This is a genomic window from Bradyrhizobium guangzhouense (assembly GCF_004114955.1).
In the GTDB taxonomy this organism is placed as follows: Bacteria; Pseudomonadota; Alphaproteobacteria; order Rhizobiales; family Xanthobacteraceae; genus Bradyrhizobium; species Bradyrhizobium guangzhouense.
This window is the reverse complement of the sequence record NZ_CP030053.1, coordinates 260,976-284,355: the sequence shown is the minus strand read 5'-3', so window position 1 is coordinate 284,355 and position 23,380 is coordinate 260,976. Positions and strand designations below refer to the sequence as shown.

At 64.3% G+C, this 23,380-nt stretch carries 19 protein-coding genes; 10 read left to right on the top strand and 9 right to left on the bottom strand.

Annotated features, from left to right (window positions below):
- Positions 1-285: 285 nt before the first annotated feature.
- From XH91_RS01375 to xth, 4 genes are all read left to right on the top strand, one after another.
- Positions 286-1,500: an aminotransferase class I/II-fold pyridoxal phosphate-dependent enzyme gene (locus XH91_RS01375; protein ID WP_128948927.1), complete on the top strand. Its 1,215-nt coding sequence runs from the start codon at positions 286-288 to the stop codon at positions 1,498-1,500.
- A gap of 9 nt (positions 1,501-1,509) precedes the next feature.
- Complete coding sequence (locus XH91_RS01370; RefSeq protein WP_128948926.1) at positions 1,510-3,999, top strand: DNA translocase FtsK; 2,490 nt, start codon at positions 1,510-1,512, stop codon at positions 3,997-3,999.
- Between the two features lie 163 nt (positions 4,000-4,162).
- On the top strand, positions 4,163-4,921 hold the full coding sequence (locus XH91_RS01365; RefSeq protein WP_128954675.1) for an outer membrane lipoprotein carrier protein LolA: 759 nt from the start codon (positions 4,163-4,165) through the stop codon (positions 4,919-4,921).
- A gap of 160 nt (positions 4,922-5,081) precedes the next feature.
- Positions 5,082-5,897, top strand: coding sequence for an exodeoxyribonuclease III (xth, locus tag XH91_RS01360; protein ID WP_128948925.1), 816 nt, complete (start codon positions 5,082-5,084; stop codon positions 5,895-5,897).
- A gap of 56 nt (positions 5,898-5,953) precedes the next feature.
- On the opposite strand, the gene XH91_RS01355 is transcribed toward xth, so the two are convergent.
- Both XH91_RS01355 and XH91_RS01350 read right to left on the bottom strand, forming a co-directional pair.
- Positions 5,954-6,397 carry a cyclic nucleotide-binding domain-containing protein gene (locus tag XH91_RS01355; RefSeq protein ID WP_128948924.1) on the bottom strand — a complete coding sequence of 148 codons (444 nt, stop codon included), beginning with the start codon at positions 6,395-6,397 and terminating at the stop codon, positions 5,954-5,956.
- Between the two features lie 60 nt (positions 6,398-6,457).
- Positions 6,458-7,144, bottom strand: a complete 687-nt coding sequence (locus XH91_RS01350; protein ID WP_007598630.1) for a response regulator transcription factor — start codon at positions 7,142-7,144, stop codon at positions 6,458-6,460.
- A 204-nt stretch (positions 7,145-7,348) separates the two neighbouring features.
- Between XH91_RS01350 and XH91_RS01345 the strand changes: the two genes are divergently transcribed.
- Together XH91_RS01345 and XH91_RS01340 are read left to right on the top strand one after the other, a co-directional pair.
- On the top strand, positions 7,349-7,918 hold the full coding sequence (locus tag XH91_RS01345; protein WP_164933950.1) for a L,D-transpeptidase family protein: 570 nt from the start codon (positions 7,349-7,351) through the stop codon (positions 7,916-7,918).
- Positions 7,919-7,924: 6 nt separating this feature from the next.
- Complete coding sequence (locus XH91_RS01340) at positions 7,925-8,710, top strand: 2-keto-4-pentenoate hydratase (protein ID WP_128948922.1); 786 nt, start codon at positions 7,925-7,927, stop codon at positions 8,708-8,710.
- A gap of 66 nt (positions 8,711-8,776) precedes the next feature.
- Here XH91_RS01340 and XH91_RS01335 read toward each other — a convergent pair whose 3' ends face one another.
- Positions 8,777-9,466 (bottom strand): YggS family pyridoxal phosphate-dependent enzyme, encoded by a 690-nt coding sequence (locus tag XH91_RS01335; RefSeq protein ID WP_128948921.1) that lies wholly within the window; start codon positions 9,464-9,466, stop codon positions 8,777-8,779.
- Between the two features lie 108 nt (positions 9,467-9,574).
- On the opposite strand from XH91_RS01335, the gene XH91_RS01330 reads away from it, so the two are divergent.
- Positions 9,575-11,278: a diguanylate cyclase domain-containing protein gene (locus XH91_RS01330; RefSeq protein WP_164933949.1), complete on the top strand. Its 1,704-nt coding sequence runs from the start codon at positions 9,575-9,577 to the stop codon at positions 11,276-11,278.
- Between the two features lie 55 nt (positions 11,279-11,333).
- On the opposite strand, the gene XH91_RS01325 is transcribed toward XH91_RS01330, so the two are convergent.
- Positions 11,334-12,311, bottom strand: coding sequence for a GGDEF domain-containing protein (locus XH91_RS01325; RefSeq protein ID WP_128954674.1), 978 nt, complete (start codon positions 12,309-12,311; stop codon positions 11,334-11,336).
- 261 nt (positions 12,312-12,572) lie between these two features.
- Here XH91_RS01325 and leuS point away from each other — a divergent pair, with 261 nt between their 5' ends.
- The 3 genes from leuS to holA are packed head-to-tail and all read left to right on the top strand — an operon-like array spanning position 12,573 to position 16,798.
- On the top strand, positions 12,573-15,209 hold the full coding sequence (gene leuS, locus XH91_RS01320; RefSeq protein WP_128948919.1) for a leucine--tRNA ligase: 2,637 nt from the start codon (positions 12,573-12,575) through the stop codon (positions 15,207-15,209).
- Positions 15,196-15,747 (top strand): LPS assembly lipoprotein LptE, encoded by a 552-nt coding sequence (locus tag XH91_RS01315; protein ID WP_128948918.1) that lies wholly within the window; start codon positions 15,196-15,198, stop codon positions 15,745-15,747. The genes leuS and XH91_RS01315 overlap by 14 nt, the downstream gene beginning before the upstream one ends.
- 22 nt (positions 15,748-15,769) lie before the next feature.
- Entirely contained in the window at positions 15,770-16,798 is a 1,029-nt protein-coding gene (holA, locus tag XH91_RS01310; protein WP_128948917.1) for a DNA polymerase III subunit delta, read from the top strand.
- Positions 16,799-16,892: 94 nt separating this feature from the next.
- Here holA and XH91_RS01305 read toward each other — a convergent pair whose 3' ends face one another.
- The 5 genes from XH91_RS01305 to mnmE all read right to left on the bottom strand — a co-directional run bounded on the left by XH91_RS01305 (position 16,893) and on the right by mnmE (position 23,198).
- The gene (locus XH91_RS01305; protein WP_164933948.1) at positions 16,893-17,780 is read right to left on the bottom strand and encodes a ParB/RepB/Spo0J family partition protein; all 888 of its coding nucleotides are present in this window, start codon (positions 17,778-17,780) and stop codon (positions 16,893-16,895) included.
- Positions 17,781-17,935: 155 nt separating this feature from the next.
- Complete coding sequence (locus tag XH91_RS01300) at positions 17,936-18,817, bottom strand: ParA family protein (protein WP_128948915.1); 882 nt, start codon at positions 18,815-18,817, stop codon at positions 17,936-17,938.
- Positions 18,818-18,847: 30 nt separating this feature from the next.
- Positions 18,848-19,621, bottom strand: a complete 774-nt coding sequence (gene rsmG / locus XH91_RS01295) for a 16S rRNA (guanine(527)-N(7))-methyltransferase RsmG (protein ID WP_128948914.1) — start codon at positions 19,619-19,621, stop codon at positions 18,848-18,850.
- A 9-nt stretch (positions 19,622-19,630) separates the two neighbouring features.
- Positions 19,631-21,511, bottom strand: coding sequence for a tRNA uridine-5-carboxymethylaminomethyl(34) synthesis enzyme MnmG (mnmG, locus tag XH91_RS01290; protein ID WP_128948913.1), 1,881 nt, complete (start codon positions 21,509-21,511; stop codon positions 19,631-19,633).
- A 340-nt stretch (positions 21,512-21,851) separates the two neighbouring features.
- A complete protein-coding gene (gene mnmE / locus XH91_RS01285; RefSeq protein WP_128948912.1) occupies positions 21,852-23,198 on the bottom strand; it encodes a tRNA uridine-5-carboxymethylaminomethyl(34) synthesis GTPase MnmE in 1,347 nt (448 codons plus the stop codon).
- Positions 23,199-23,380 lie beyond the last annotated feature (182 nt).

The window sequence follows — 23,380 nt, the reverse complement described above, 5'->3', positions numbered from 1 at the left end:
CCCCGACCGTTGAGGGGCTCCAGCGCAAGTTGGAGCCCCTTTCTTTTTGGCCCCGATGGGGAAGGCCCGCCCGGGGTACGAAACTCCCCCGAGGAATTTCTGAAGGGGAGAGCGCCCTCATCCGCCCCATCCCGTTGTTATCCGGCCTCATTTTTCCGGCTCTGGACGGACCGGCCGGCCGATGGTTAATCGCGTCTTAACCTCGCCCTATCTATGGTGAACTGAACCGCTTTCCCGCCGGCGTGCAGCGCGCGACCGGCCGTCTGAAGAGTACTGGCGCCCAGAATGGTCATGACCGCTTCACCCCGTGCGCCGCAGGCCAGTGGAAGCTCCGACAACCAACGCTCGCCCTTCGTCCGGCTCAACGAGCTGCTGGCGCCGCATCAACCCGGCAAGCCCTTGATTTCGCTGGCTGTCGGCGAACCACAGCATCCCGTGCCTGATTTCGTCGGCCCGGTGCTGGCCAAGCACATCGCCGATTTCGGCCGTTACCCGATGAACCAGGGCACCGAGCCGTTCCGCAACGCTGCGAGCGCCTGGCTCTCGTCGCGTTTCAAGCTGCCGCGCGCGCTCGACCCCCGAAGCGAGATTCTCGTGCTCAATGGCAGCCGCGAGGGGCTGTTCCTCGCCGCGATCGCAGCCGCGCGCTATGTCGGGCCGAAGCCCGGCAAGCCCGCCATCCTGATGCCGAACCCGTTCTATCCGGTCTATGGCGCCGGAGCCGGCGCCGCGGCCTGCGAGCCGGTCTATCTGCCGACCACGGTCGAAAACGGCTTCCTGCCCGATCTCGATGCCATCGACGAGGCGACGCTGGCGCGCACCGTGGCGTTCTACCTGGCCTCGCCCGCCAATCCGCAGGGCTCGGTCGCTTCGCGCGATTACTTCACCCGCCTGAAAAGCCTCGCCGATCGCCACAACTTCATGATCCTCAGTGACGAGTGCTATTCGGAGATCTACACCCGCGAGGCACCGGGCAGCGCACTCGAATGTGCAGGCGCCGATTTCACCCGCGTGGCCGCGTTCCAGTCGCTGTCGAAGCGCTCGAACCTGCCGGGCCTGCGTGTGGGATTTGCCGCCGGCGACAAGACCTTCATCGGCAAGTTCCTGGAGCTGCGCAACATTGCAGCGCCCCAGGTGCCGGTGCCGCTCCAGCATGTCGCGACCGTTGCCTACGGCGACGAGGCGCATGTCGAGGAGAACCGCAGGCTCTACCGGATCAAGTTCGATCTCGCCGACCAGATCATCGGCAACCGTTACGGCTATCGCCGGCCCGACGCCGGCTTCTGCGTCTGGCTCGACACATCGGAGATCGGCGACGACGTTGCCGTGACCCTCAAGCTCTTCAAGGAAGCCGGCGTGCGCGTGGTGCCCGGCTCGTATCTGGCGCGGCTTCAGCCCGATGGCTTCAATCCCGGTGCCGGCTACATCCGCCTGGCGCTGGTGCAGGATAGTGAGACCACGGCGCAGGCGCTGCACCGGCTGGTCGAAACTCTGGGTTAGGCGGTGCCCATGAGCATGTCGACAATCGAACGCGTCATTCCCCTGGTCGGCCATCTGCCGCCATCGATCCGCGAGGCGCTGAGCCGGCGCGTGCGCGAGCTGACCGGCTTTGGACTCGTCACGCTCTCGGGCGTCGCGGCCGCCGCGCTGATGACCTGGTCGGTGCAGGACCCGAGCCTCAGCCACGCGACCTCGCGGCCGATCCACAATGTCCTCGGTTATGCCGGCGCCATCGGCGCCGACCTTGCCATGCAGATCCTCGGCCTCGGCGCGATCATGCTGATCCTGACGGTTGCGGTGTGGGGCTGGCGCATGATGACCCATCGCCCGTTCGATCGCGAGGCGCTTCGCCTCGGCTGCTGGATTCTCTGCACGGTGATCGCTGCCGGCTTCGTCAGTTGCTGGCCGCATGGCGGCGCGTGGCCGCTGCCGACCGGGCTCGGCGGCGTTGTCGGCGATGCGCTGGTGCGTGCGCCCGCGGTGATCTTCGGGCCGCCCGGCGCAATCTATCGCATCGTGCTCGGCGCCATCCTGTTCGTGGCACTGGCCGCGACTTTCCTGATTGCGTGCGGCCTCGGTGCCCGCGCGCATGACGAAGAGCACGCGGGGATCGAGGACGATGACAAGCCGCTCGATGACGACGAGGACAGCGATCGCGGCTCGGTGTCGCTGGGCTGGCTGTTCCACGCGCTGATGAGCACCAAGGCACGGCTGATCTGGCTGTGCGGGGCGGCCTATCGCTCGCTGGTCTCGAGCGGCCCGAAGGCCAAGGCCGTTTCGTTCAGCCGGCAGGAGCCCAATCTCGGCGGCCGCCGCGCCGCGCCCTCGATCTCGCCGCAGTCTGAAGACGAGGACTACGAGGACGAGCACGACGAGGAAGAGGTCGAGGAAGAAGAGGAAGAAGAAGAGGAAGAGGCGCCCGCGCGCGCGTCGCGCAAGAAGGCTGCGCCGAAAGCGGCGCCCAAGAAGGGTTCCGACAAGTTCGATCTTCCCTCCGTCTCCATGCTGGCCGCGCCGAAGGCCGGCGACCGCCAGCCGCTCAGCAAGGCCGAGCTCGAGACCAATTCGCGCGCGCTCGAAGGTGTGCTGCAGGACTTCGGGGTCCGCGGCGAGATCGTGAAGGCCAATCCGGGTCCCGTCGTCACGCTGTACGAGCTGGAGCCGGCACCGGGCATCAAATCATCCCGCGTGATCGGTCTTGCCGACGACATCGCCCGCTCGATGAGCGCGCTGTCGGCGCGCGTCGCCGTCGTGCCCGGCCGCAACGCCATCGGCATCGAGCTGCCGAACGCACACCGCGAGAAGGTCTATCTGCGCGAATTGCTGGTGGCGAAGGAAGCCACCGACACGGTCGCGAAGCTGCCGCTCTGCCTCGGCAAGACCATCGGTGGCGATCCTGTTATCATCGATCTCGCCCGCACGCCGCACATGCTGATCGCCGGTACTACCGGCTCGGGCAAATCGGTCGCGATCAACACCATGATCCTCAGCCTGGTCTATCGGCTGCGCCCGGACCAGTGCCGGCTGATCATGGTCGATCCGAAGATGCTCGAGCTCTCCGTCTATGACGGCATCCCCCATCTGCTCACGCCTGTCGTGACCGATCCGAAGAAGGCGGTGGTCGCGCTGAAATGGGCCGTGCGCGAGATGGAGGAGCGCTACAAGAACATGGCCAAGCTCGGTGTGCGCAACATCGACGGCTACAACACGCGCCTGCTCGAGCTGAAGGCCAAGGGCGAAGAGCCGACGCGGACGGTCCACACCGGCTTCGACAAGGAAACCGGCAAGGCGATCTACGAGGAAGAGAAGCTCTCGCTCGATCCGCTGCCCTATATCGTCATCATCGTCGACGAAATGGCGGACCTGATGATGGTCGCCGGCAAGGACATCGAAGGCGCGGTGCAGCGCCTCGCGCAGATGGCGCGCGCCGCCGGTCTGCATGTGATCCTCGCGACACAGCGTCCATCGGTGGACGTCATCACCGGCACCATCAAGGCGAACTTCCCGACCCGCATCGCCTTCCAGGTCACCTCGAAGATCGACAGCCGCACCATCCTCGGCGAGATGGGCGCCGAGCAACTGCTCGGCCAGGGCGACATGCTCTACATGGCCGGCGGCGGCCGCATCAGCCGCGTGCACGGCCCGTTTGCCTCGGACGAGGAAGTTGAGAAGGTGGTGCGCCATCTCAAGACGCAGGGCCAGCCGGAATATCTGGAAGCGGTCACGGCCGAAGAGCCGACCGAGGACGAAGATGGCGGCGCCGTGTTCGATGCCAGCGGAATGGGTGCGGATGGTGGCGGCGATCTGTTCCAGCAGGCCGTCGCGATCGTCAAGCGCGACCGCAAGGCCTCGACCAGCTACATCCAGCGCCGTCTGCAGATCGGCTACAACCGTGCCGCATCGCTGATGGAGCGCATGGAACTGGAAGGCATTGTCGGCCCGGCCAATCACGCCGGCAAGCGCGAGATTCTGGTCGAGGAAGAAGACAGTCATATGTGAGGCAAGAACCGCTGACCCGCCTCGGAACGCCATTTTCACGCAAATTCGATCTCCGCTTTTGCCCGAAATCACGCTAAAAGGCGCCCAGCCACGTTAGGACGACGCGTTGACCAGACATCCGGACCTTGGATTCGCAGCCTCTCTCGCCGCGCGTAGCGCGCGCGTGGCGGGCGTGCTTCTCGTCACCGCCGTGATGGTGACCGCAGCATCGTTTGCACAGAACGTGCCCGTGCCGAAGCCGGCACCGAAGGGCCGCGACAATGCCCAGCCCTCAGGCGGACCGTCGATCACGGGCGCAACACAGGCGCCGCCGAATCCGGTCATTCCCGATCCGCGCCGCAACGTGCCCAGCAGCATCTTCCAGACCTTCGACGACAAGCAGAAGGCGGAGGCTGCCAAGGTCAGTGCCTATCTGTCGTCGCTGTCGACGCTGGTCGGAAATTTCGTCCAGGTCGGACCCGACGGCAGCAAGACGCAAGGCGATTTCTACATTCAGAAGCCGGGCAAGGTTCGGTTCGAATATGATCCGCCGAGCCCGATCGACATCATCGCCGATGGATCCTCCGTCGTGGTGCGCGACCGCAAGCTCTCGACGCAGGACGTCTATCCGCTGTCGCAGACGCCGCTGCGATTCCTGCTGTCCGACCGCATCGACCTGATGAAGGACACCAACGTCGTCAACGTCACCGCGGACGATCTCTTCATCAGCGTGACGATCGAGGAGAAGCAGGCGCTGGTCGGCACCAGCCGCCTGCTGCTGATGATCGGCGCCAAGGACGGCCAGCTGAAGCAGTGGACCGTCACGGACCCGCAGGGCTACGACACCACGATCGCGGTCTACAATCTCGATGCCAGCAAGAAGCTCGATCCGAACATGTTCAAGATCGATTTCACCAATTACAACGTGCCGTCGCCGGGCTGACGGTGCGGTAAGGTGGGTTAGACCCGCAGATGCGCAAAGCGCATCTGCTCGGCGTTACCCACCGCTTCTGCCTCTGCGAGAGGCAAGTCGGTGGATTACGCTTCGCTAATCCACCCTACAAACTGCCGCTCACACCAATCCGTGCTAAGACGCAACTCCCATGCGTCTTTCCCTGACAACCTGGAACATCAATTCGGTGCGGCTGCGCATCGATCTGGTCGCGAAGTTTCTCAAGAGCGCGCGTCCGGACGTGCTGTGTCTCCAGGAAACCAAATGCATTGACGACGCCTTTCCGCTGAAGCGCTTCAAGCGGCTCGGCTATGAGCATGTCGCGCTGAACGGGCAGAAGGGCTATCACGGCGTCGCCATCGTCTCGAAGATTCCGTTCGAATCCACTGATATCCGCACCTTCTGCGACAAGGTGGATTCGCGCCATATCTCGGTGTCGTTCGGCGAGAAGGCCAATATCGCGAAGCCGCTGGTGCTGCATAATTTCTACGTGCCCGCAGGCGGCGACATTCCCGATCCCGCGCTCAACGAAAAGTTCGACCACAAGCTTCGCTTCCTCGACGAGATGAAAGCCTGCGAGCCGCTGCATCCGCGCGGGCAGGATCGCCACATCCTGGTCGGCGATCTCAACGTCGCGCCGCACGAGAACGACGTGTGGTCGCACAAGCAGCTGTTGAAAGTGGTCTCGCACACGCCTGTCGAAACCGAGAAGCTGAAGGCCGCGCTGGACGCCGGCGAATGGGTCGATGTCGCACGCGACCGCATTCCGATGTCTGAAAAGGTCTACACTTGGTGGAGCTATCGCTCCGCCGACTGGACCGTCGGCGACCGCGGCCGGCGGCTCGACCACATCTGGGTCTCCCGCGCGCTCAAGGACGCGGTGCAGGATTTCAAGATCTTGCGCGATGCCCGCAGTTGGGAGCGGCCGTCGGACCATGTGCCCGTGACGGTGACGCTGGAGGTGTGACCTCTCGGGAAGCCTGTAGCCCGGATTGCGCTGCGCTCCATCCGGGCTACGAAGGCCTACGTACTCAGCTTCGCACCCGCCATCAGGATATCGCTGGCGATCTGGCTGGAGCGGATGGCGAATTCGTCGCGCAGGCGAACCGCGGCGGCGGGATCGCTCTCCAGCACGCGCTGAAACAGGCTGCGCGCGACCCGGATGACGGAGGAATGCTCCAGCGCCACCGCACCGGATGGTCGCTTCATCGGCACGACCAAGGCGAGCTCGCCGATCAGCGTGCCGGGACCTGCGATCATCTCGGCGCCGGCGCCATCATCGACGCGAAAGGCGCCGCGCTGGACCACGAAGCCGGCGTCGGCATCGTCACCAAGATTGAACAGGATGTCGCCGCGGACGAAATCGCGCTGCTCGGAGCCGATCGCCAGCATGCGCAGCGAGGCGTCTCCCAACAGGCGCAGTGTCGGGACACGCTCAAGCAGCGCTACGTCATCGTCGATCGACATTCCGGTCCGAAGCTCGAGGAACGCGCTAATTTACGACGAATCGCGCGTTCCTGGAACGTATCACGGCACCAGCTTGTAGCCACCGGCTTCCGTCACCAGGATTTCCGGGTTGGCGGCATCCTTCTCGATCTTCTGGCGGAGGCGGTAGATGTGGGTTTCCAGCGTGTGGGTGGTGACGCCGGAATTGTAGCCCCAGACCTCCTGGAGCAGGGTCTCGCGCGACACCGGCATCTGGCCGGCCCGGTAGAGGAAGCGCAGGATGGCCGTTTCCTTCTCGGTGAGGCGGACCTTGCGGGCATTGGCCGCGGTCAGCATCTTGGAGCCGGGACGGAAGGAGTAGGGGCCGACCGAGAACACGGCGTCCTCGCTGGCCTCGTGCTGGCGGAGCTGGGCGCGGATGCGGGCGAGCAGCACGGCGAAGCGGAAGGGTTTTGCAACATAGTCGTTGGCCCCGGATTCCAGGCCCAAAATCGTGTCGGAATCGGTATCGTGCCCCGTCAGCATGATGATCGGCGCCTTGAAGCCGCCTTTGCGCAGGGAGCGAACCACCTCACGGCCATCGGTGTCGGGGAGACCGACATCCATCAGGACAAGATCGGGAGCGTTGGCCTTTGCGGCGCTGGCGCCTTTGGCGCCGGTATCGACGGCGGAGGCTTCAAACTCTTCGTGTAGCGATAATTGCTCCACCAACGTATCGCGCAGATCGGTATCGTCATCCACGATCAGGATCTTGCGGGCATTGGCCATAGGGGATCATCCTTTTGGAGTCCGGCGAGGCGCGCATGCATGCCGCACCCAGCCGTGATGGGAAAGTCTAGGGGTCGCCGTTTTTATTGTTGTTCGTGTTGAAGTAGTGGGCTGTTACCGATTCACAAGCCAGAAGCACTCTAACCCAGAATAGCAGGACGGTTTGATGAATGTCCTGTAATGAATTCGACATCGCGATTTCACATGAAAACCAAAGCCGTGTCAGCCAGTTACGCCGGGAATCGAGGCAACGCACCACTGTCCTCGATCCGCGTTAAGCCTGCCGCCGGGAATCCGCGCCGGGGCTGGCTGACGGCCGGCAACCTGACGATTCCGGTGGCGCTGGGGCGCGGCGGCATTTTGGCCAACAAGCGCGAGGGCGATGGCGGCACCCCCAGGGGCAGCTTTCGGCCCCGTCAATTGTGGTGGCGGGGCGACCGGCACAACCGTCCCGGGACGTTTCTGCTGGCGCGCATCATCACCGATGCCGACGCCTGGTGTGAGGATCCCAGTGATCGCCACTACAACCAGTGGATCCGGCGCGGGCAGGGCGAGGGCGGCGACCGGCTGAAGCGCGCCGACCACCTCTATGACTTTATCATCGAGATCGATCACAACACGCGCCCACGCATCGCCGGCCGCGGCAGCGCGGTGTTCCTGCATCTGGCGCGCGACAATTTCGGCCCGACGGCAGGCTGCGTCTCCATGACCAAGGCCGCGATGCTACATCTGCTGCGGCGGATAGGACCAAGAACAAGAATCATCATCGGGTGAGGACACATGCTCGACAGGGATCAGATCAACGCCGCTTCGCTCGCCCTGGTCAAACATTGGCGTGACGGCAGCAAGCTCGACGCGCTGGAGGTGCCGTTCCGGCCACAGAGCCGCAGCGAGGCTTATGCCGTGCAGGCGGTGCTCGAAAATCAATCGCTCGGAAAACTGTTCGGCTGGAAGATCGCGGCCACGAGCGACGCCGGGCAGAAACACATCAATGTTGCCGGACCGCTGGCCGGCCGCATCATGAGCGACACCGTGATCGCCGATGGCGGCACCGCATCGATGAAGGGCAACGCGATGCGCGTCGGCGAGCCCGAATTCTGCTTCCGCATGGGGCGCGACCTGGCGCCGCGGTCTTCGCCCTTTGGCGTCGACGAAGTGCTTGCCGCTGCCGACACGTTGTATCCAGCCATCGAAATTCCGGATTCACGCTTCTCCGATTTCACCAGCGTCGGCGAGGCGCAGCTGATCGCCGACAACGCCTGCGCGCATCTGTTCGTGCTGGGGCCGGCAGCATCAACGAACTGGCGCGCGATCGATCTCGTCGAGCAGCGGCCCGTCATCACGCTGCGCGGCGAGCGCTATGTCGGCCACGGCAAGAACGTGCTCGGCGATCCCCTGAAGGCGCTGGCCTGGCTTGCCAACGAGCTGCGCGGCCTCGGCATCACCTTGCGGGCAGGGCAGGTGGTGACGACAGGCACCTGCCATCCGCCGCTGCCGATCCAGGCCGGCGATCATTTTGCGGCAGATTTTGGTGTGCTGGGGAAGGTGTCGGTGAGGTTCGTGTAGGCCCGCCGTCGTCGGCAAGGATGGAGCTTTCGCTCCATCCGGGCTACGGGTCAGCGCATGCGGCAATCACCTATGCCCGAAGATCGCGCTGCCCACGCGCACATGGGTGGCGCCCAGCATGATGGCGGTCGCATAATCCGCGCTCATGCCCATCGACAGGTTGATCAACCCGTTGCGCGCGGCGATCTTGGCGGTGAGCGCGAAATGCGCCGCCGGCGGCTCATCCACCGGCGGGATGCACATCAGGCCCGATATCGTCAGCCCGTAGGTGTCGCGGCAGCTCGCGAGGAATGCGTCGGCCTCGCCGGGCGCGACGCCGGCCTTCTGCGGCTCCTCGCCGGTGTTGATCTGGACGAAGAGCTGCGGATGTCTGTTCTGGGATTCGATTTCTTTGGCTAACGCCTGGCAAATGCTCGGACGGTCGACCGAATGGATCGCATCGAACAGCGCGACGGCCTCTTTTGCCTTGTTGGATTGCAGCGGACCGATGAGATGCAACGCGATATCAGGGTAAGCAGCCGTTAACGCCGGCCACTTGCCTTTGGCCTCCTGCACGCGATTCTCCCCGAACACGCGCTGTCCGGCGCCGATTACGGGCATAATTGCGTCCGCCGAGAACGTCTTGGACACCGCGATCAGCGTCACCGAGGCACGATCGCGCCGCGCATCCTTGCAGGCGCGCGCAATCTCCGCCTCGACCGTGGCGAGCGCATTTGATGAATCGCCGGTTACCGGCGCGGCGTTGCTGTCTGTCATGATGTCGGTTGGGCGGTGACCTTAACGGAGGTAGTTCCAATTTTACCAAGTTCAAGAAAGGGTTTTTGAACCCTTCGCTTTACCTTGCCCGTGGGGTGGGTAACGAAGATGGCAAACGTCAGTTTCAACCGCAAACGCGCAAAACTCAAGCAGGTCCTCGGCATCAGGGCCCGGCTTGCATTGCTCGCGGTGATTCTGGTCGCGCCCTTGATGCTCGAGCGGATCCGCTCGCTCGAAGACACCCGCACCAAGCAGATCGCGCAGGCTGCGGCCGAATTCACCACCGTCGCACGGCACAGCGCCGATGCGCAGCGTGAGGTGATCTCGTCGGTCGAGACCATCCTGAAATCGGAAGCCTTCATCCGCGCCTCCGCCGGCGGCGTCAGCAAGAGCTGCGACGTGCTGCGCGCGAGCCTGCCGACGAGCCTGCCTTGGATCCGCACGCTGCTGATCGCCGGCCAAGAGGGCCGCATCCAGTGTGCGACCAACAACATGTATGTCGGTCTCGACCTGTCCGACCGACCCTATTTCCAGCAAGCGCAGCAATCCGGCCGTTTCGTGCTGTCCGACTTCATCCTGTCGCGTCCCGCGCAATCGCCGACCGTCATGGCGGTCTATCCGGTCTCCGCATTCAGCGGCGTCGCCGATGCCGTCGTGCTCGCAACGGTCAATCTCGACTGGATGTCGAAGGTGATGAACAATCTCGGCGGCCGCGTCGGCATCACCGCCGTGCTGGTCGACAGCACCGGCACCGTGCTGGCCGCGCCCGCCGACGAGCACAGCGCGGTCGGACGGCCCCTCGACGACATGCCGCTGATGTCGGCGATCGCCGACATGGCATTGCGCTCCGACCAGGACGAAGGCTCGCTGTCTTTCCTCGCCGCTGACGGCTCGCAGCGCGCGGTCAGCTTCATCCGCATCGCCGGCACCAATGCCCGCCTGATCGCCAGCATCGACGAAGACAAGGTGTCCGCGGCGGTGAGCCGCGACATCCGCACCGCCTATCTCCAGCTCGCTTTCGTCGTGGTGTTCGTGCTGCTCGGCGCGCTGATCGCTGCCGAGAAGCTCGTCATCAAGCCGATCGAAATGCTTGCCGACATGGCCAAGCGACTCGGCGAGGGCGACCTGTCGGCCCGCGCCGCGCGCAAGAGCCTGCCCTCCGAATTCGTGCCGCTGGCGCGCGCCTTCAACGCGATGGCGGCGCAGCTCAGTCAACGCGAGCGCGAGCTGATCGCGACCAACGATCGGCTGACGGTGATGGCCTCGATCGACATGCTGTCGGGGCTCGCCAACCGCCGCGGCTTCCAGAGCCGGCTCGACTTCGAATGGATGAGGGCGCAGCAATATGGCAGCGAGCTCGCGCTGCTGATGATCGACGTCGACCATTTCAAGCTGTTCAACGACACTTACGGCCATCTCGAAGGCGATTCCTGCCTGACGCTGCTCGGCGAGTCGCTGTCTGGCATCGCCGCCGACACGATGGGCTTTGCCGCGCGCTATGGCGGCGAGGAATTCTGCCTCTTGCTGCCGAACACCGACGTGATGCGCGCCGTCGAGATCGGCGAACAGGTGCGCGCGGCCGTGCTGAAGCTCTGCCTGCCGCACATCACCTCGGCCCACATGGTCGTCACCGTTTCAATCGGCGTCGCCGCGACGCGGCCGAACGAGGCCCTGCGTCCTGGCGACCTGATCGAAGCCGCCGACGCTGCGCTCTATGCCGCCAAGCATCGCGGTCGCAACAATGTCGTCGAGCACGGCGTGCAAGCGATCGAGAAAGGCCCGGCGGGCATGATGATTGCGGCGAGCGCCTAGATTCGTGTTGACGCGTTTTCTTGACGCGGACCGGAGTCCATTTCGCTCGAAAACGCTAACCGGCGGCCTCGGCGCGATCGACCTCGTTTTCCGTCACCACGCGATTGCGGCCCCCGCCCTTGGCGAGATAGAGCGCGCGATCGCAGCGCTCGATCAAATCAGCGGTGGTTTCGCCAGGACGATACTGCGCAACACCGATTGAAACCGTGATGTTCGGCAACACCTCACCGGTCGAACGGCGCGTGATGGTGCACTCACCGATCGCGCGCCTGATGCGCTCGGCAATCTCGGTGCATGCTGCGAGATCGGCATCCGGCAACACCGCGATCAGTTCCTCGCCGCCGTAGCGCGCCGGCAGATCCTGCGGGCGGACCTTTTCGCCCAACACCTTCGCCATCAGGCGCAGCACCTGGTCGCCGACACCGTGGCCAAAATTGTCGTTGAACGTCTTGAAGTGGTCGACATCGAGCAAGAGTACGCTGAGCGGCTCGCCCCATTCCGCCATTGTCTGCGCCTTGCGCAGAAATTCATCCAATGCCCGCCGGTTGGCGAGGCCCGTCAGCGTGTCGGTCCGGGCGCGCGCCTCGGATTTGCTGAGCGAATCTCTGATAACATCGAGCTCACGGGTTTTTTCCTCAAAGCCCGCCTCGAGCCGCGTCGCGCGGGTAGCGGCTCGCGCCAGCTCGTTCATGAGCTGGGCAACCAGCGTCTTCGGATCGACGCCGGCCTTGCCCTGGTCGGCAACCTGGCTGATCGCCTGCATCTGGGAATGGTTATCGGCGATCGCGGTCGCCAGAAATTCCTTCGCGGCCCCCATCAGGGCCTGCAGCCGCTCGGACGTCTCGACCACCACGGCGCTCACCTGGGGCGCGATATAGGTCTCGAACAGGTCCTGATTGGTCCTGACGTCGAAGGGACGGTTGTGGTCGATCAGGAGATCAATAGCGTTGCGCAGGTCATTATGACTGCCGGCGTAATACTGGAACCAGATCGCAAAATTGGTCGGTGTCGGCGGAATCCGCTGCTCGGCCATGCTCCGCACCGCCCGTCCGGCGACGGACGCGGCATAGTCGTAGTCGGTATCGTCGAAATCTGAGGCCATGGCCTGACGCAGGTATTGTTGGCGCCAACCTCGCACCGACCCCTTAATCCGATCCCAATAGCCTTGTCCGTATTTTTGCGGAGCAGTATTGCGAGGGGCCGCCCGTGGCGGCAACCCATTGACCCCCCGAGGACTTCTATGGCCTAGTCCGGCCTCTTCAGGCCGCCGAAACCACGAAAACGCAACGATTCCATGACCTCCGAACGCTACAACGCCCGCGACGCCGAACCGCGCTGGCAACGCCAATGGGACGAGCAGGCGATCTTCGTCTCGAAGAACGATGATTCGCGGCCGAAATATTATGTGCTGGAGATGTTCCCCTACCCCTCGGGGCGCATCCATATCGGCCATGTCCGCAACTACACGCTCGGCGACGTGCTGGCCCGCTTCATGCGCGCCAAGGGCTTCAACGTGCTGCATCCGATGGGCTGGGACGCCTTCGGCCTGCCGGCCGAGAACGCCGCCATCGAGCGCAAGGTCGCGCCCAAGGCCTGGACCTACGACAACATCGCCGCGATGAAGAAGCAGCTCCGCTCGATCGGGCTGTCGCTGGACTGGTCCAGAGAATTCGCGACCTGCGATCCCAGCTACTACAAGCATCAGCAGAAGATGTTCCTGGACATGCTCGCCGCGGGCCTCGCAGAACGCGAGAAGCGCAAGCTGAACTGGGATCCGGTCGACATGACCGTGCTCGCCAACGAGCAGGTGATCGACGGTCGCGGCTGGCGCTCGGGCGCCGTTGTCGAACAGCGGGAAATGAGCCAGTGGGTCTTCAAGATCACGAAGTACTCGCAGGAATTGCTATCGGCGCTGGATAGTCTCGACCGCTGGCCCGACAAGGTCAGGCTGATGCAGCGCAACTGGATCGGCCGCTCCGAGGGCCTGTTGATCCGCTTCGCGCTGGATCAGGCGACGACGCCTGAAGGCGAGAGCGAGCTGAAGATTTTCACCACGCGCCCCGACACGCTGTTCGGCGCGAAGTTCATGGCGATCTCGGCGGATCATCCGCTGGCGCAGGCGGCCGCGGCCAAGAACCCTGCTCTTGCGGAGTTCATCTCCGACATCAAGAAAATCGGCACCGCGCAGTCGATCATCGACACCGCGGAGAAGCAGGGCTTCGACACCGGCATCCGCGCGGTGCATCCGTTCGATCCGAGCTGGAAGCTGCCGGTCTATGTCGCCAACTTCGTGCTGATGGAATACGGCACGGGTGCGATCTTCGGCTGCCCCGCGCATGACCAGCGCGACCTCGACTTCGTCAACAAATACGCGCTCGGCAATACGCCGGTCGTCTGTCCCGAGGGCCAGGATCCCAAATCCTTCGTCATCACCGACACCGCCTATGACGGTGACGGTCGCATGATCAATTCGCGCTTCCTCGACGGAATGACCATCGAGCAGGCCAAGGACGAGGTTGCAAAGCGTCTCGAAGGCGAGATGCGCGGCAACGCGCCGGTCGGCGAGCGTCAGGTCAATTTCCGCCTGCGCGACTGGGGCATTTCACGCCAGCGCTATTGGGGCTGCCCGATTCCGGTGATCCATTGTCCGAAGTGCGACGTGGTGCCGGTGCCGGATGACCAGTTGCCAGTGGTGCTGCCAGAGGATGTCAGCTTCGACAAGCCGGGCAACGCGCTCGACCATCATCCGACCTGGAAGCACGTGACCTGTCCGAAATGCGGCGGCAAGGCGCAGCGTGAGACCGACACCATGGACACCTTCGTGGATTCGTCCTGGTATTTTGCGCGCTTCACCGATCCCTGGAACGCGACTGCGCCGACGACACCAGGGGTCGCCAACCGCATGCTGCCGGTCGATCAGTATATCGGCGGTGTCGAGCACGCGATCCTGCACCTGCTCTACAGCCGGTTCTTCACTCGCGCCATGAAGGCGACCGGGCACCTCGCGCTGGATGAGCCGTTCGCCGGCATGTTCACGCAAGGTATGGTGGTGCACGAGACCTACCAGAAGGCCGATGGCACCTGGGTGCAGCCGGCCGAGGTGAAGATCGAGGTCGGCGGCAATGGCCGCCGCGCGACGCTGCTATCGACCGGCGAAGACGTCCAGATCGGCCCGATCGAGAAGATGTCGAAGTCGAAGAAGAACACGGTCGATCCCGACGACATCATTGCGACCTACGGCGCCGACGTTGCCCGCTGGTTCATGCTGTCGGACTCCCCGCCCGACCGCGACGTGATCTGGAGCGATGAGCGCGTCCAGGGTGCCTCGCGCTTCGTACAGCGGCTGTGGCGACTGGTGAACGATGCCGTGGAGGTCAGCAAGACTGCTCCCGCCACCCGGCCGGCGTCCTTCAGCGACGATGCGCTCTTGCTGCGCAAGGCGGCCCACGGCGCGCTGGACAAGGTCACATCAGGCGTCGAGCGGCTGCATTTCAACGTCTGCCTCGCCCATATCCGCGAATTCACCAATACGTTCTCGGAGGTGCTGCAGCGCGCCGGCCAGCCCGCGGCTGACTTGGCTCCAGATTTGGCCTGGGCGATCCGGGAGGCCAGCCAGATCCTGGTCCAGCTGTTCTCCCCGATGATGCCGCATCTGGCCGAGGAGTGCTGGCAGGTTCTGGGCGAGAAGGGGCTGGTTTCGGAGGCCAATTGGCCGCAAATCGAACGCGATTTGCTGATTGAAGACAGTGTGACCCTGGTGGTCCAGGTCAACGGCAAGAAGCGCGGTGAGGTCACGGTTGCAACAGCGGCCCAGAATCCGGAAATCGAGGCTGCCGCTTTGGCCCTTGATGCTGTAAAACTGGCCTTGGACGGCAAGCCCGTCCGCAAGGTGATCATCGTTCCCAAGAGGATCGTGAATGTTGTCGGCTAGGATCCGTATCGCAGCCCGCTTGCTGGCGGTTGCCACACTGGCGGCGCTGACGGCCGGCTGCTTCCAGCCGATGTATGCCGAGCATACCGACGGCACCCCCGGCCTGCGTGAAAAGCTCATGGGGGTCGACCTGCCGCCGATCTCGAAGGCGAACGCCTCGCGCGAGGCTCGCGTAGGCGTCGAGATCCGCAACGCCCTCGCCTTCAAGCTCTACGGCTCGGCGACCGGCATGCCGCCGACGCACCGGCTCGATATCCGCTTCACCACGAGCAAATCGTCGCTGATCGTCTCTGCCCTGACCGGCCTGCCGACCAGTGAAAACTACGGCATCGACTGCCAATACAACCTGACCGAAGTTGCGACCGGCAAGTCTGTGATGAGCGGTTCCACGTTCTCGCGTGTCTCCTACGACATGCCCGGCTCGTATCAACGCTTCGCCCGCAACCGCGCGATACGCGACGCGGAGGATCGTGCCGCCAACGAGATCGCCGAGAACATCAACACAAGGCTCGCCGCGTTCTTCACCGCGGGCTCGTAGTTCATTTCCCGCTTGAGGCCCGATGGTCGCGCTGCGCGGAAAAGAGATCGATGCCTTCCTCGCGCGTCCCGACGCGGGCCGTCCGATCATCCTGCTTTATGGTCCCGATGCCGGCCTCGTGCGTGAGCGCGCCGACGCGTTGATTGCGTCCGCCGTCGACGACCCCAATGACCCCTTCTCGCTGGTGAAGCTCGACGGCGACGAGTTGTCCGCCGAGCCGTCGCGCCTGGTCGACGAGGCCATGACCGTGCCGCTGTTCGGCGGCCGCCGCGCCATTCGCGTCCGCGCCGGCTCGCGGAGCTTTGCCGCCGGCATCGACACGCTGGCCGAGATGAGCGTGAGGGATTGCCGCATCGTGATCGAGGCCGGCGAGCTGCGCCCGGAATCGCCGCTGCGCAAGACCTGCGAAAAGGCCCGGACCGCCGTCGCGATCGGCTGCTACCCCGACACCGAACGCGACCTTGCAAAATTGATGGAGGATGAGCTCCGCATTGCGAACTTGCGCATTACGCAGGACGCCCGCGCGGCATTGATGTCGTTCCTCGGCGGCGACCGCCAGGCCTCGCGCAACGAGCTGCGCAAGCTCACGCTCTACGCTCATGGCAAGGGCGAAATCACGCTGGACGACGTGACGTCCGTCGTCGCGGATGCGTCCGAGCTCAAGCTCGATCCGATCGTCGACGGCGCTTTCGCCGGGCGGCCCGACATCGTCGAGACCGAATTCGCAAAGGCCATGGTCGCCGGCACCTATCCGGGCGTGATCATCTCGGCCGCGCAGCGCCAGGCCGCATGGCTGCACAAATCCGCGCTCGCCATCGCCGACGGCCAGCCTGCCTCCGCCGTGCTGGACGGCGGCTTTCCGCGGCTGCATTTTTCACGAAAGCCCATGGTCGAAACGGCGCTGCGCAATTTCAGCGTGGCAAGGCTCGCCGCCATCATCGAGCAGCTCGCGGCCGCCGCGCTCGACACCCGCAAACAATCGACGCTCGCCGCCGCGATCGCCCAACGCACGCTGATGGCGATCGCCGCGAATGCAAGGCGGCGGGGGTAACTGCGCCAACGTCGTCCTGGCGAAGGCCGGGACGACACTGGGCGCGTGGCGAATTGCCCGATTCACCACACACACGATGGTTGACTAGTCCTGTCTACAGCCCGCCCTTCGCGAGCCGCTTCATCACCTCGTCGAGCTGATCGAGGTTGCGGTAGTTGATCTGGACCGAGCCGCCGGGGTCGCGGTGATTGACTGTCACCTTGAGGCCGAGCGCGTCGCTGACGCGCTTTTCGAGATCGATCGTATCGGGGTCCTTTTCCTTGGCCCCGGTGGCGCGCGGCTTTTGCGGCTTGCGCTCCGGTACGCCCTCTTCGTGCGCGAGCGCTTCGGCCTGTCGGACGTTGAGACCCTCCGCAACGATCCGCTTGGCGGCGGCGAGCGGATCCGGCACGCCGATCAGCGCGCGGGCGTGGCCTGCGGTCAGCTCGCCGGTGGCGATGAAGGCCTGCACCTCGGCCGGCAACTTGGTCAGCCGCATCATGTTGGCGACATGGCTGCGGCTCTTGCCGACAACCTTGGCGATGTCGTCCTGGCTGCGTTTGAACTCGTTGGCGAGCGCGTGATAGCCCTGCGCCTCTTCCATCGGGTTGAGGTCTTCACGCTGCACGTTCTCGACGATCGCGAATTCCAGCGCATCGCTGTCGCTGATGTCGACCGGCACGATCGGCACTTCATGCAGCCCCGCCATCTGCGAAGCGCGCCAGCGTCGCTCGCCGGCGATGATCTCGAAGCGATCCTGCGCGCCCTTGACGGGGCGCACCACGATCGGCTGGATCACGCCGTGCTGCTTGATGGACTCCGAGAGCTCCTTGAGCTCGGTGTCCGAAAACGTGCGGCGCGGGTTGCGCGGATTGGCCTTGATGAATTCGATCGGCACCTTGCGCTGCGCGCGCGGACGATCGACGTGCTGGGCTTCGCCGCCGACATCACCGATCAGACTTGCAAGACCCCGGCCCAGTCGCGAACGCGCTTCATCGGCCATCGCCAGCTCCCTTGGATTCACGTTAGCGTACTCCGGACTTGAAATTCAAATCGTAGGGTGGGTTAGCGCAGCGTAACCCACCATTGCTTCGCTCGAGGCGGCAGACGTAGGTGGGTTACGCCTTCGGCTAACCCACCTACGGACCTACGGCACCGTCAATGCGTGACGCGCAGCTCGCGCTCGCGCTGGATCACTTCGGTGGCGAGCCGCAAGTAAGCTTCGCTGCCCACGCATTTGAGATCGTACACCAGCACCGGCTTGCCGTAGGACGGCGCTTCCGAAATGCGCACGTTGCGTGGGATCATGGTCTTGTAGACCTTCTCGCCCATGAACTGGCGGACGTCCGCGACGACCTGGTTCGAGAGGTTGTTGCGTGAGTCGAACATGGTCAGCACGATACCGTGGATCGACAGGTTCGGATTGAGCGTCGAACGCACCTGCTCCACCGTCTGGAGCAATTGCGACAGACCTTCGAGCGCGAAGAACTCGCATTGCAGCGGCACCAGGATCGCGTCCGACGCGGCCATCGCATTCACCGTGAGCAGATTGAGCGAGGGCGGGCAGTCGATCAGCACATAGGTGTAATCGGCATAGGGCGAGACGTTGTTGTTGAGCGAGGCGATCGCATCGCGCAACTTGAAGGCGCGGCCGGCGGTGGTGCCGAGCTCGAGCTCGAGGCCGGAGAGATCCATGGTCGAGGGCGCGATGTGCAACCGCGGCACCGCGGTCGACACGACGGCCTCGCGCAGAGGGGCTTCGCCGATCAGCACGTCATAGGTCGAGCAGGAGCGGTTGCGGCGATCGATGCCGAGACCGGTCGAGGCATTGCCCTGCGGATCGAGGTCGACGATCAGGACGCGCTCGCCGATCGCGGCGAGTGCCGTTCCGAGATTAATCGCTGTGGTTGTTTTTCCCACGCCGCCCTTCTGATTCGCCAGAGCCAGGATGCGCGGATGGCCATGCGGCACGTCAGCTTTTTCTCGGTCAGCTTTTTCCTGGGCGCCCTGGTCTTGCTGCGGCTCGTCAATCACGGTCATCGAAATTCCCCAACTCAACCCCTGAGCGCCTCACCCGCGCCGTTCAACTGAAGTCAGCTCGACGATCCAACCGTCGCCCGTCCGGCTTCGGTGGAGTTGCGGCTGAATATTCCAATATCTAGCGGCTTCGGTCAATTCAGCCTCTACATCTTGACCCTTGAGAAACAACGCCTTTGCGCCCTGGCGCGTCAGCGGCTCCGCAAAGCCGATGAGTTGATGTAGCGGAGCCAGCGCGCGTGCGGTGACGCAATCGACGGGGCCGGTGATTCTATCCACATTATCCCCGATCTCAGCGAGATGTACGACTCCCGGAGATGTGGTGACGCGAACGGCTTCGCGCAAAAACGCGGCCTTCTTGGCGATTCGCTCGACGAGATGGACCTTCGCACCCGGAGTCCCGGCCATGGCGCAGGCGAGGACCACGCCGGGAAAGCCGCCGCCGCTGCCGAGATCGGCCCAGCGTTTGGCCGTTGGCGCGAGATCGACGAGCTGAAGCGAATCGGCGATATGCCGGGTCCAGAGGGTCGGCAGGGTCGAGGGCGCGACCAGATTGGTCTTGACCTGCCACTCCCTGAGCAGCGCGATGTAGCGGTCGAGCCTCGCCTCCGTTTCGTGCGAAACAGGGGCGAGCCTCAAGGCCGCGCGCTTGTCGGCCGCGATGATCCTGTCGAGCGCCTGATCATTGGCGCTGGCCTTGTCGATCTTCGGCTGGACTGGCGCCGGATGGGACCGACCGGGGGTGCCCTCACCTGCTCCGGGTCGTCGCGTTAGCGGTCTATCGCCGCCCGGTCCGCGTTGTTTCACGTGAAACGCCTATGCGATTGCTTTGGAGGTCTTCCGTGCCTCGCGGCGGAGATAAGCCGCGAGGATGCCGAGGGCCGCCGGCGTCATGCCGTCGATCCGCCCGGCCTGGCCGACCGTGAACGGCCGCGCCTTCTCCAGCTTGGCGCGGACTTCATTGGAGAGACCGGGGACCTGGCTGTAATCGACCTCCGACAGCACCATGCCCTCGTCGCGCCGGAACGCTTCGACGTCGGCGCTCTGGCGCTCCAGATAGACGTCGTACTTGGCGTCGATCTCCAGGTGGGTGGCGATCACAGGATCAATGGCTGATAGCTCCGGCCAGATCGCACGAACCTGACTCCAGCCGACCTCAGGATAGGCCATCAGCTCGAACGCCGAGCGGCGCTGGCCGTCCCGGTTGAGGGAGAGCCCATGCTTGATGGCCTCGTTCGGGGTGATGGTCAGGGACTTCGAGAGATTCCGGGCGGCATTCAGAGCGTCCATCTTGGTGCGATGGTGCCTGATACGGGCGCTGCCGACACAGCCCAGCGCGATCCCCTTCTCGGTCAGGCGCTGATCGGCGTTGTCGGCCCGCAAAGTCAGTCTGTATTCGGCTCGCGAGGTGAACATCCGATAGGGCTCGGTGATCCCTCTCGTGACGAGGTCGTCGATCATCACGCCGAGATAGCCGTCCGCACGGTCGAACACGGTGAGCGCCGCCCCGCTGGCGGCAAGCGCCGCGTTGAGGCCGGCGACGATGCCCTGGCCAGCGGCTTCCTCGTAGCCGGTGGTGCCGTTGATTTGCCCAGCCAGGAACAGACCACGCAGGCGCTTGGTCTGGAGAGTCGGATCGAGCTCCCGGGGATCGATATGGTCGTATTCGATGGCGTAGCCCGGACGGACCATCTTCACCTGCTCGAGGCCAGGGATGCTGGCGAGGATCGCGAGCTGGACCTCCTCTGGGAGCGAGGTCGAGATGCCGTTGGGATAGACGGTGGTATCGTCGAGACCTTCCGGCTCCAAGAAGATCTGGTGACCGTCGCGGTCGCCGAAGCGAACGATTTTGTCCTCGATCGAGGGGCAATAGCGCGGACCGGAGCTTTTGATCTGGCCGGAATACATCGGGGAGCGATGAACATTGGCCCGGATCACCTCATGGGTCGCCGAGGTCGTCCGGGTGATGCCGCACTGGATCTGCGGCGTCGTGATCCGGTCGGTCATCACCGAGAACGGCTCCGGCGGCTCGTCTCCGGGCTGCATCTCGACCGCGGACCAGTCGATGGTGGAGCCGTCCAGACGCGGCGGCGTCCCGGTCTTGAGCCGTCCGAGGGTGAAGCCGGCGCGCTCAAAGGACCTCGAAAGACCCATCGCCGGCGCCTCGCCGACCCGGCCGGCGGGCCAATTCTTCTCGCCGAGATGGATCAGACCACGCAAGAAAGTACCCGTCGTGACCACAACGGCCCCTGCCCGAAGCTCCCGGCCTTCAGCCAGACGCAGTCCCGTGACCCGGCCATCGACCACGATCAGCTCATCGGCCTCGCCTTCGATCACGGACAGACCCGTGGTCTCCCGGATCGTGGCCTGCATGGCGGCCGCGTAAAGCTTCCGGTCGGCCTGGGCCCGGGGGCCGCGAACGGCTGGACCCTTGCGGCGGTTGAGCACCCGGAACTGGATGCCGCCGGCGTCGCCGACACGCCCCATCAGACCGTCGAGAGCATCGACTTCGCGGACCAGATGCCCCTTGCCGAGACCGCCGATGGCCGGATTGCAGGACATCGCGCCCACCGTCGAGAAGCGGTGCGTCACCAGGGCCGTCGCAGCCCCCATCCGTGCGGCCGCAGCTGCGGCCTCACAGCCGGCATGGCCGCCGCCAATGACGATGACGTCGAAACTATCCTGCTCTGATCGCATAGGCGGACTTCTAGCCCAGAGGCGGGAAACCCGGAAGCGGAAACTGGGTCGCGAGGATGTTTCACGTGAAACGGGGTGGCCACGGGGACCCAAGCGGCATCGCGAAAACAACCCCATGCACAGTAGGAGTTCGCTGGCTTGGCCGCTGTTTCACGTGAAACGATCAGGACGCCTTATCGCCGTTTCACGTGAAACAGATCCACGATCGCTTCGTCGCAGAGGCTCCCGCGATGACAGGGCTCCGGTCCTGGGGGGGGTCACGTGAAACAGGCGCGCTTCATTGTTTCACGTGAAACGCAAGCAATGGAACAAGTCCTAGTTCTACATTGAAGAACTAACGCTACTTCCCGATGCAGAATTTCTGGAAGATAGCGCCGAGGACGTCCTCGACGTCCACCCGCCCGAGCAGCCGGCCAAGGGCATAGGCGGCCGCACGCAATTCTTCGGCGGCCAACTCTTCGCCCTCTTCTACAAGCTCCAGGCTCCGGCGCAAGCTGATCGCGGCCTGGCTCAACAGATCGCGCTGGCGGGCCCGAGTCACCATTCCGCCCTCGGTGGTTCCAAAGAAATCAGAGGCGAATCTGACGAGGGCATCGACCAGCTCGGCGATGCCATCGCCGCGGCTCGCCGAGATAGCGAATTCACCGCGCGACCCAGTTCCGCCCAAATCGACCTTGTTGCGCACGATCCAGACCGCTCCGTCCGACCGATCGCCGTCTCCGGATTTCCGAAGCGACCGCAGCGCCTGCGGATCGGCGGGGCACGCTCCCTCCACCAGCCACAGCACCAGGTCAGCGTCGTCGGCCCGGGCTCGCGCGCGGCGCACGCCTTCCTGCTCGACGGGGTCGTCGGTCTCGCGAATACCGGCCGTGTCGATGACGGTGACCGGGTAGCCGTCGAGATCGAGCTGCACCTCGATCACGTCGCGCGTGGTGCCGGCGTGCGGCGAGACGATCGCGACCTCGCGGCGGGCGAGCTGATTCATGAGCGTCGACTTGCCCACATTCGGCTCGCCCGCGATCGCGACCACCAGACCGTCGCGCAGACGTTCAGAATGTCCCTGTGCCGCAAGGACTTTTGCTACTTCATCGTGCAGCGCCTCGATCGCCCTCACCGCCGGCGCCAGCAATTCCGCGGGCACATCGCCTTCATCGGAAAAATCGATTCCCGCCTCGATCAGCGCCGACGCTTCGATGATGCGCTCGCGCCAGTCGCGCGCACGGTGGCCCAGCAAGCCCTGCAACTGGCGTAGCGCCTGACTGCGCTGGCGATCAGTGTCGGCATGAATGAGATCGTCGAGCCCCTCGGCCTCAGTGAGATCAAGTTTGCCGTTCTCGAACGCGCGCCGCGTGAACTCGCCAGGCTCTGCCGCGCGTGTATTCGGAATAGAAGAAATTGCATCGAAGAGCGCGGCGAGCACCGCGCGTCCGCCATGGACGTGGACTTCAGCCACATCCTCGCCGGTCGCGCTGGCCGGCCCTGGAAACCAGAGCACGACCGCATCATCGATCGGCTGACCCGTGCCGTCGCGGAGCAAGCGGCGGCTCGCTTGTCGCGGCGACGGCAGCTGGCCTGCGAGCGACGTCAGCACCAGCCCGGCCTGGGGACCGGAGACGCGCACCAGGGCGATCGCGCTCGGCGGTCGGCCGGACGACAGCGCAAAGATGGTCTGGTCTCTCGGATGCATGGCCTATTTGTCCGGCTGGCCAGGAAAAGGCAAACGGCTCGTTCCGGGTCCTTCCAACGAACATTTTGCTGCGGTCTGACCCGCAACACAGTCTATATTGCACTGCAATATAATCTTCGGATTTTGCTGCGAAATTCCGAACCCAAACCAATTTCGGCCGACCAGAAGTCAATCAAAATATA

Excerpts from the sequence above, each read along its gene's own strand:
- XH91_RS01330 (WP_164933949.1), top strand. The coding sequence starts at position 9,575 with ATGGCAAACGTCAGTTTCAACCGCAAACGCGCAAAACTCAAGCAGGTC.
- XH91_RS01315 (WP_128948918.1), top strand. The coding sequence starts at position 15,196 with ATGTTGTCGGCTAGGATCCGTATCGCAGCCCGCTTGCTGGCGGTTGCC.
- mnmG (WP_128948913.1), bottom strand. The coding sequence starts at position 21,511 with ATGCGATCAGAGCAGGATAGTTTCGACGTCATCGTCATTGGCGGCGGC.
- XH91_RS01370 (WP_128948926.1), top strand. The coding sequence starts at position 1,510 with ATGAGCATGTCGACAATCGAACGCGTCATTCCCCTGGTCGGCCATCTG.
- leuS (WP_128948919.1), top strand. The coding sequence starts at position 12,573 with ATGACCTCCGAACGCTACAACGCCCGCGACGCCGAACCGCGCTGGCAA.
- XH91_RS01340 (WP_128948922.1), top strand. The coding sequence starts at position 7,925 with ATGCTCGACAGGGATCAGATCAACGCCGCTTCGCTCGCCCTGGTCAAA.
- XH91_RS01335 (WP_128948921.1), bottom strand. The coding sequence starts at position 9,466 with ATGACAGACAGCAACGCCGCGCCGGTAACCGGCGATTCATCAAATGCG.
- xth (WP_128948925.1), top strand. The coding sequence starts at position 5,082 with ATGCGTCTTTCCCTGACAACCTGGAACATCAATTCGGTGCGGCTGCGC.
- XH91_RS01375 (WP_128948927.1), top strand. The coding sequence starts at position 286 with ATGGTCATGACCGCTTCACCCCGTGCGCCGCAGGCCAGTGGAAGCTCC.
- holA (WP_128948917.1), top strand. The coding sequence starts at position 15,770 with ATGGTCGCGCTGCGCGGAAAAGAGATCGATGCCTTCCTCGCGCGTCCC.
- XH91_RS01325 (WP_128954674.1), bottom strand. The coding sequence starts at position 12,311 with ATGGCCGAGCAGCGGATTCCGCCGACACCGACCAATTTTGCGATCTGG.
- XH91_RS01305 (WP_164933948.1), bottom strand. The coding sequence starts at position 17,780 with ATGGCCGATGAAGCGCGTTCGCGACTGGGCCGGGGTCTTGCAAGTCTG.
- XH91_RS01300 (WP_128948915.1), bottom strand. The coding sequence starts at position 18,817 with ATGACCGTGATTGACGAGCCGCAGCAAGACCAGGGCGCCCAGGAAAAA.
- mnmE (WP_128948912.1), bottom strand. The coding sequence starts at position 23,198 with ATGCATCCGAGAGACCAGACCATCTTTGCGCTGTCGTCCGGCCGACCG.
- XH91_RS01350 (WP_007598630.1), bottom strand. The coding sequence starts at position 7,144 with ATGGCCAATGCCCGCAAGATCCTGATCGTGGATGACGATACCGATCTG.
- XH91_RS01355 (WP_128948924.1), bottom strand. The coding sequence starts at position 6,397 with ATGTCGATCGACGATGACGTAGCGCTGCTTGAGCGTGTCCCGACACTG.
- XH91_RS01345 (WP_164933950.1), top strand. The coding sequence starts at position 7,349 with ATGAAAACCAAAGCCGTGTCAGCCAGTTACGCCGGGAATCGAGGCAAC.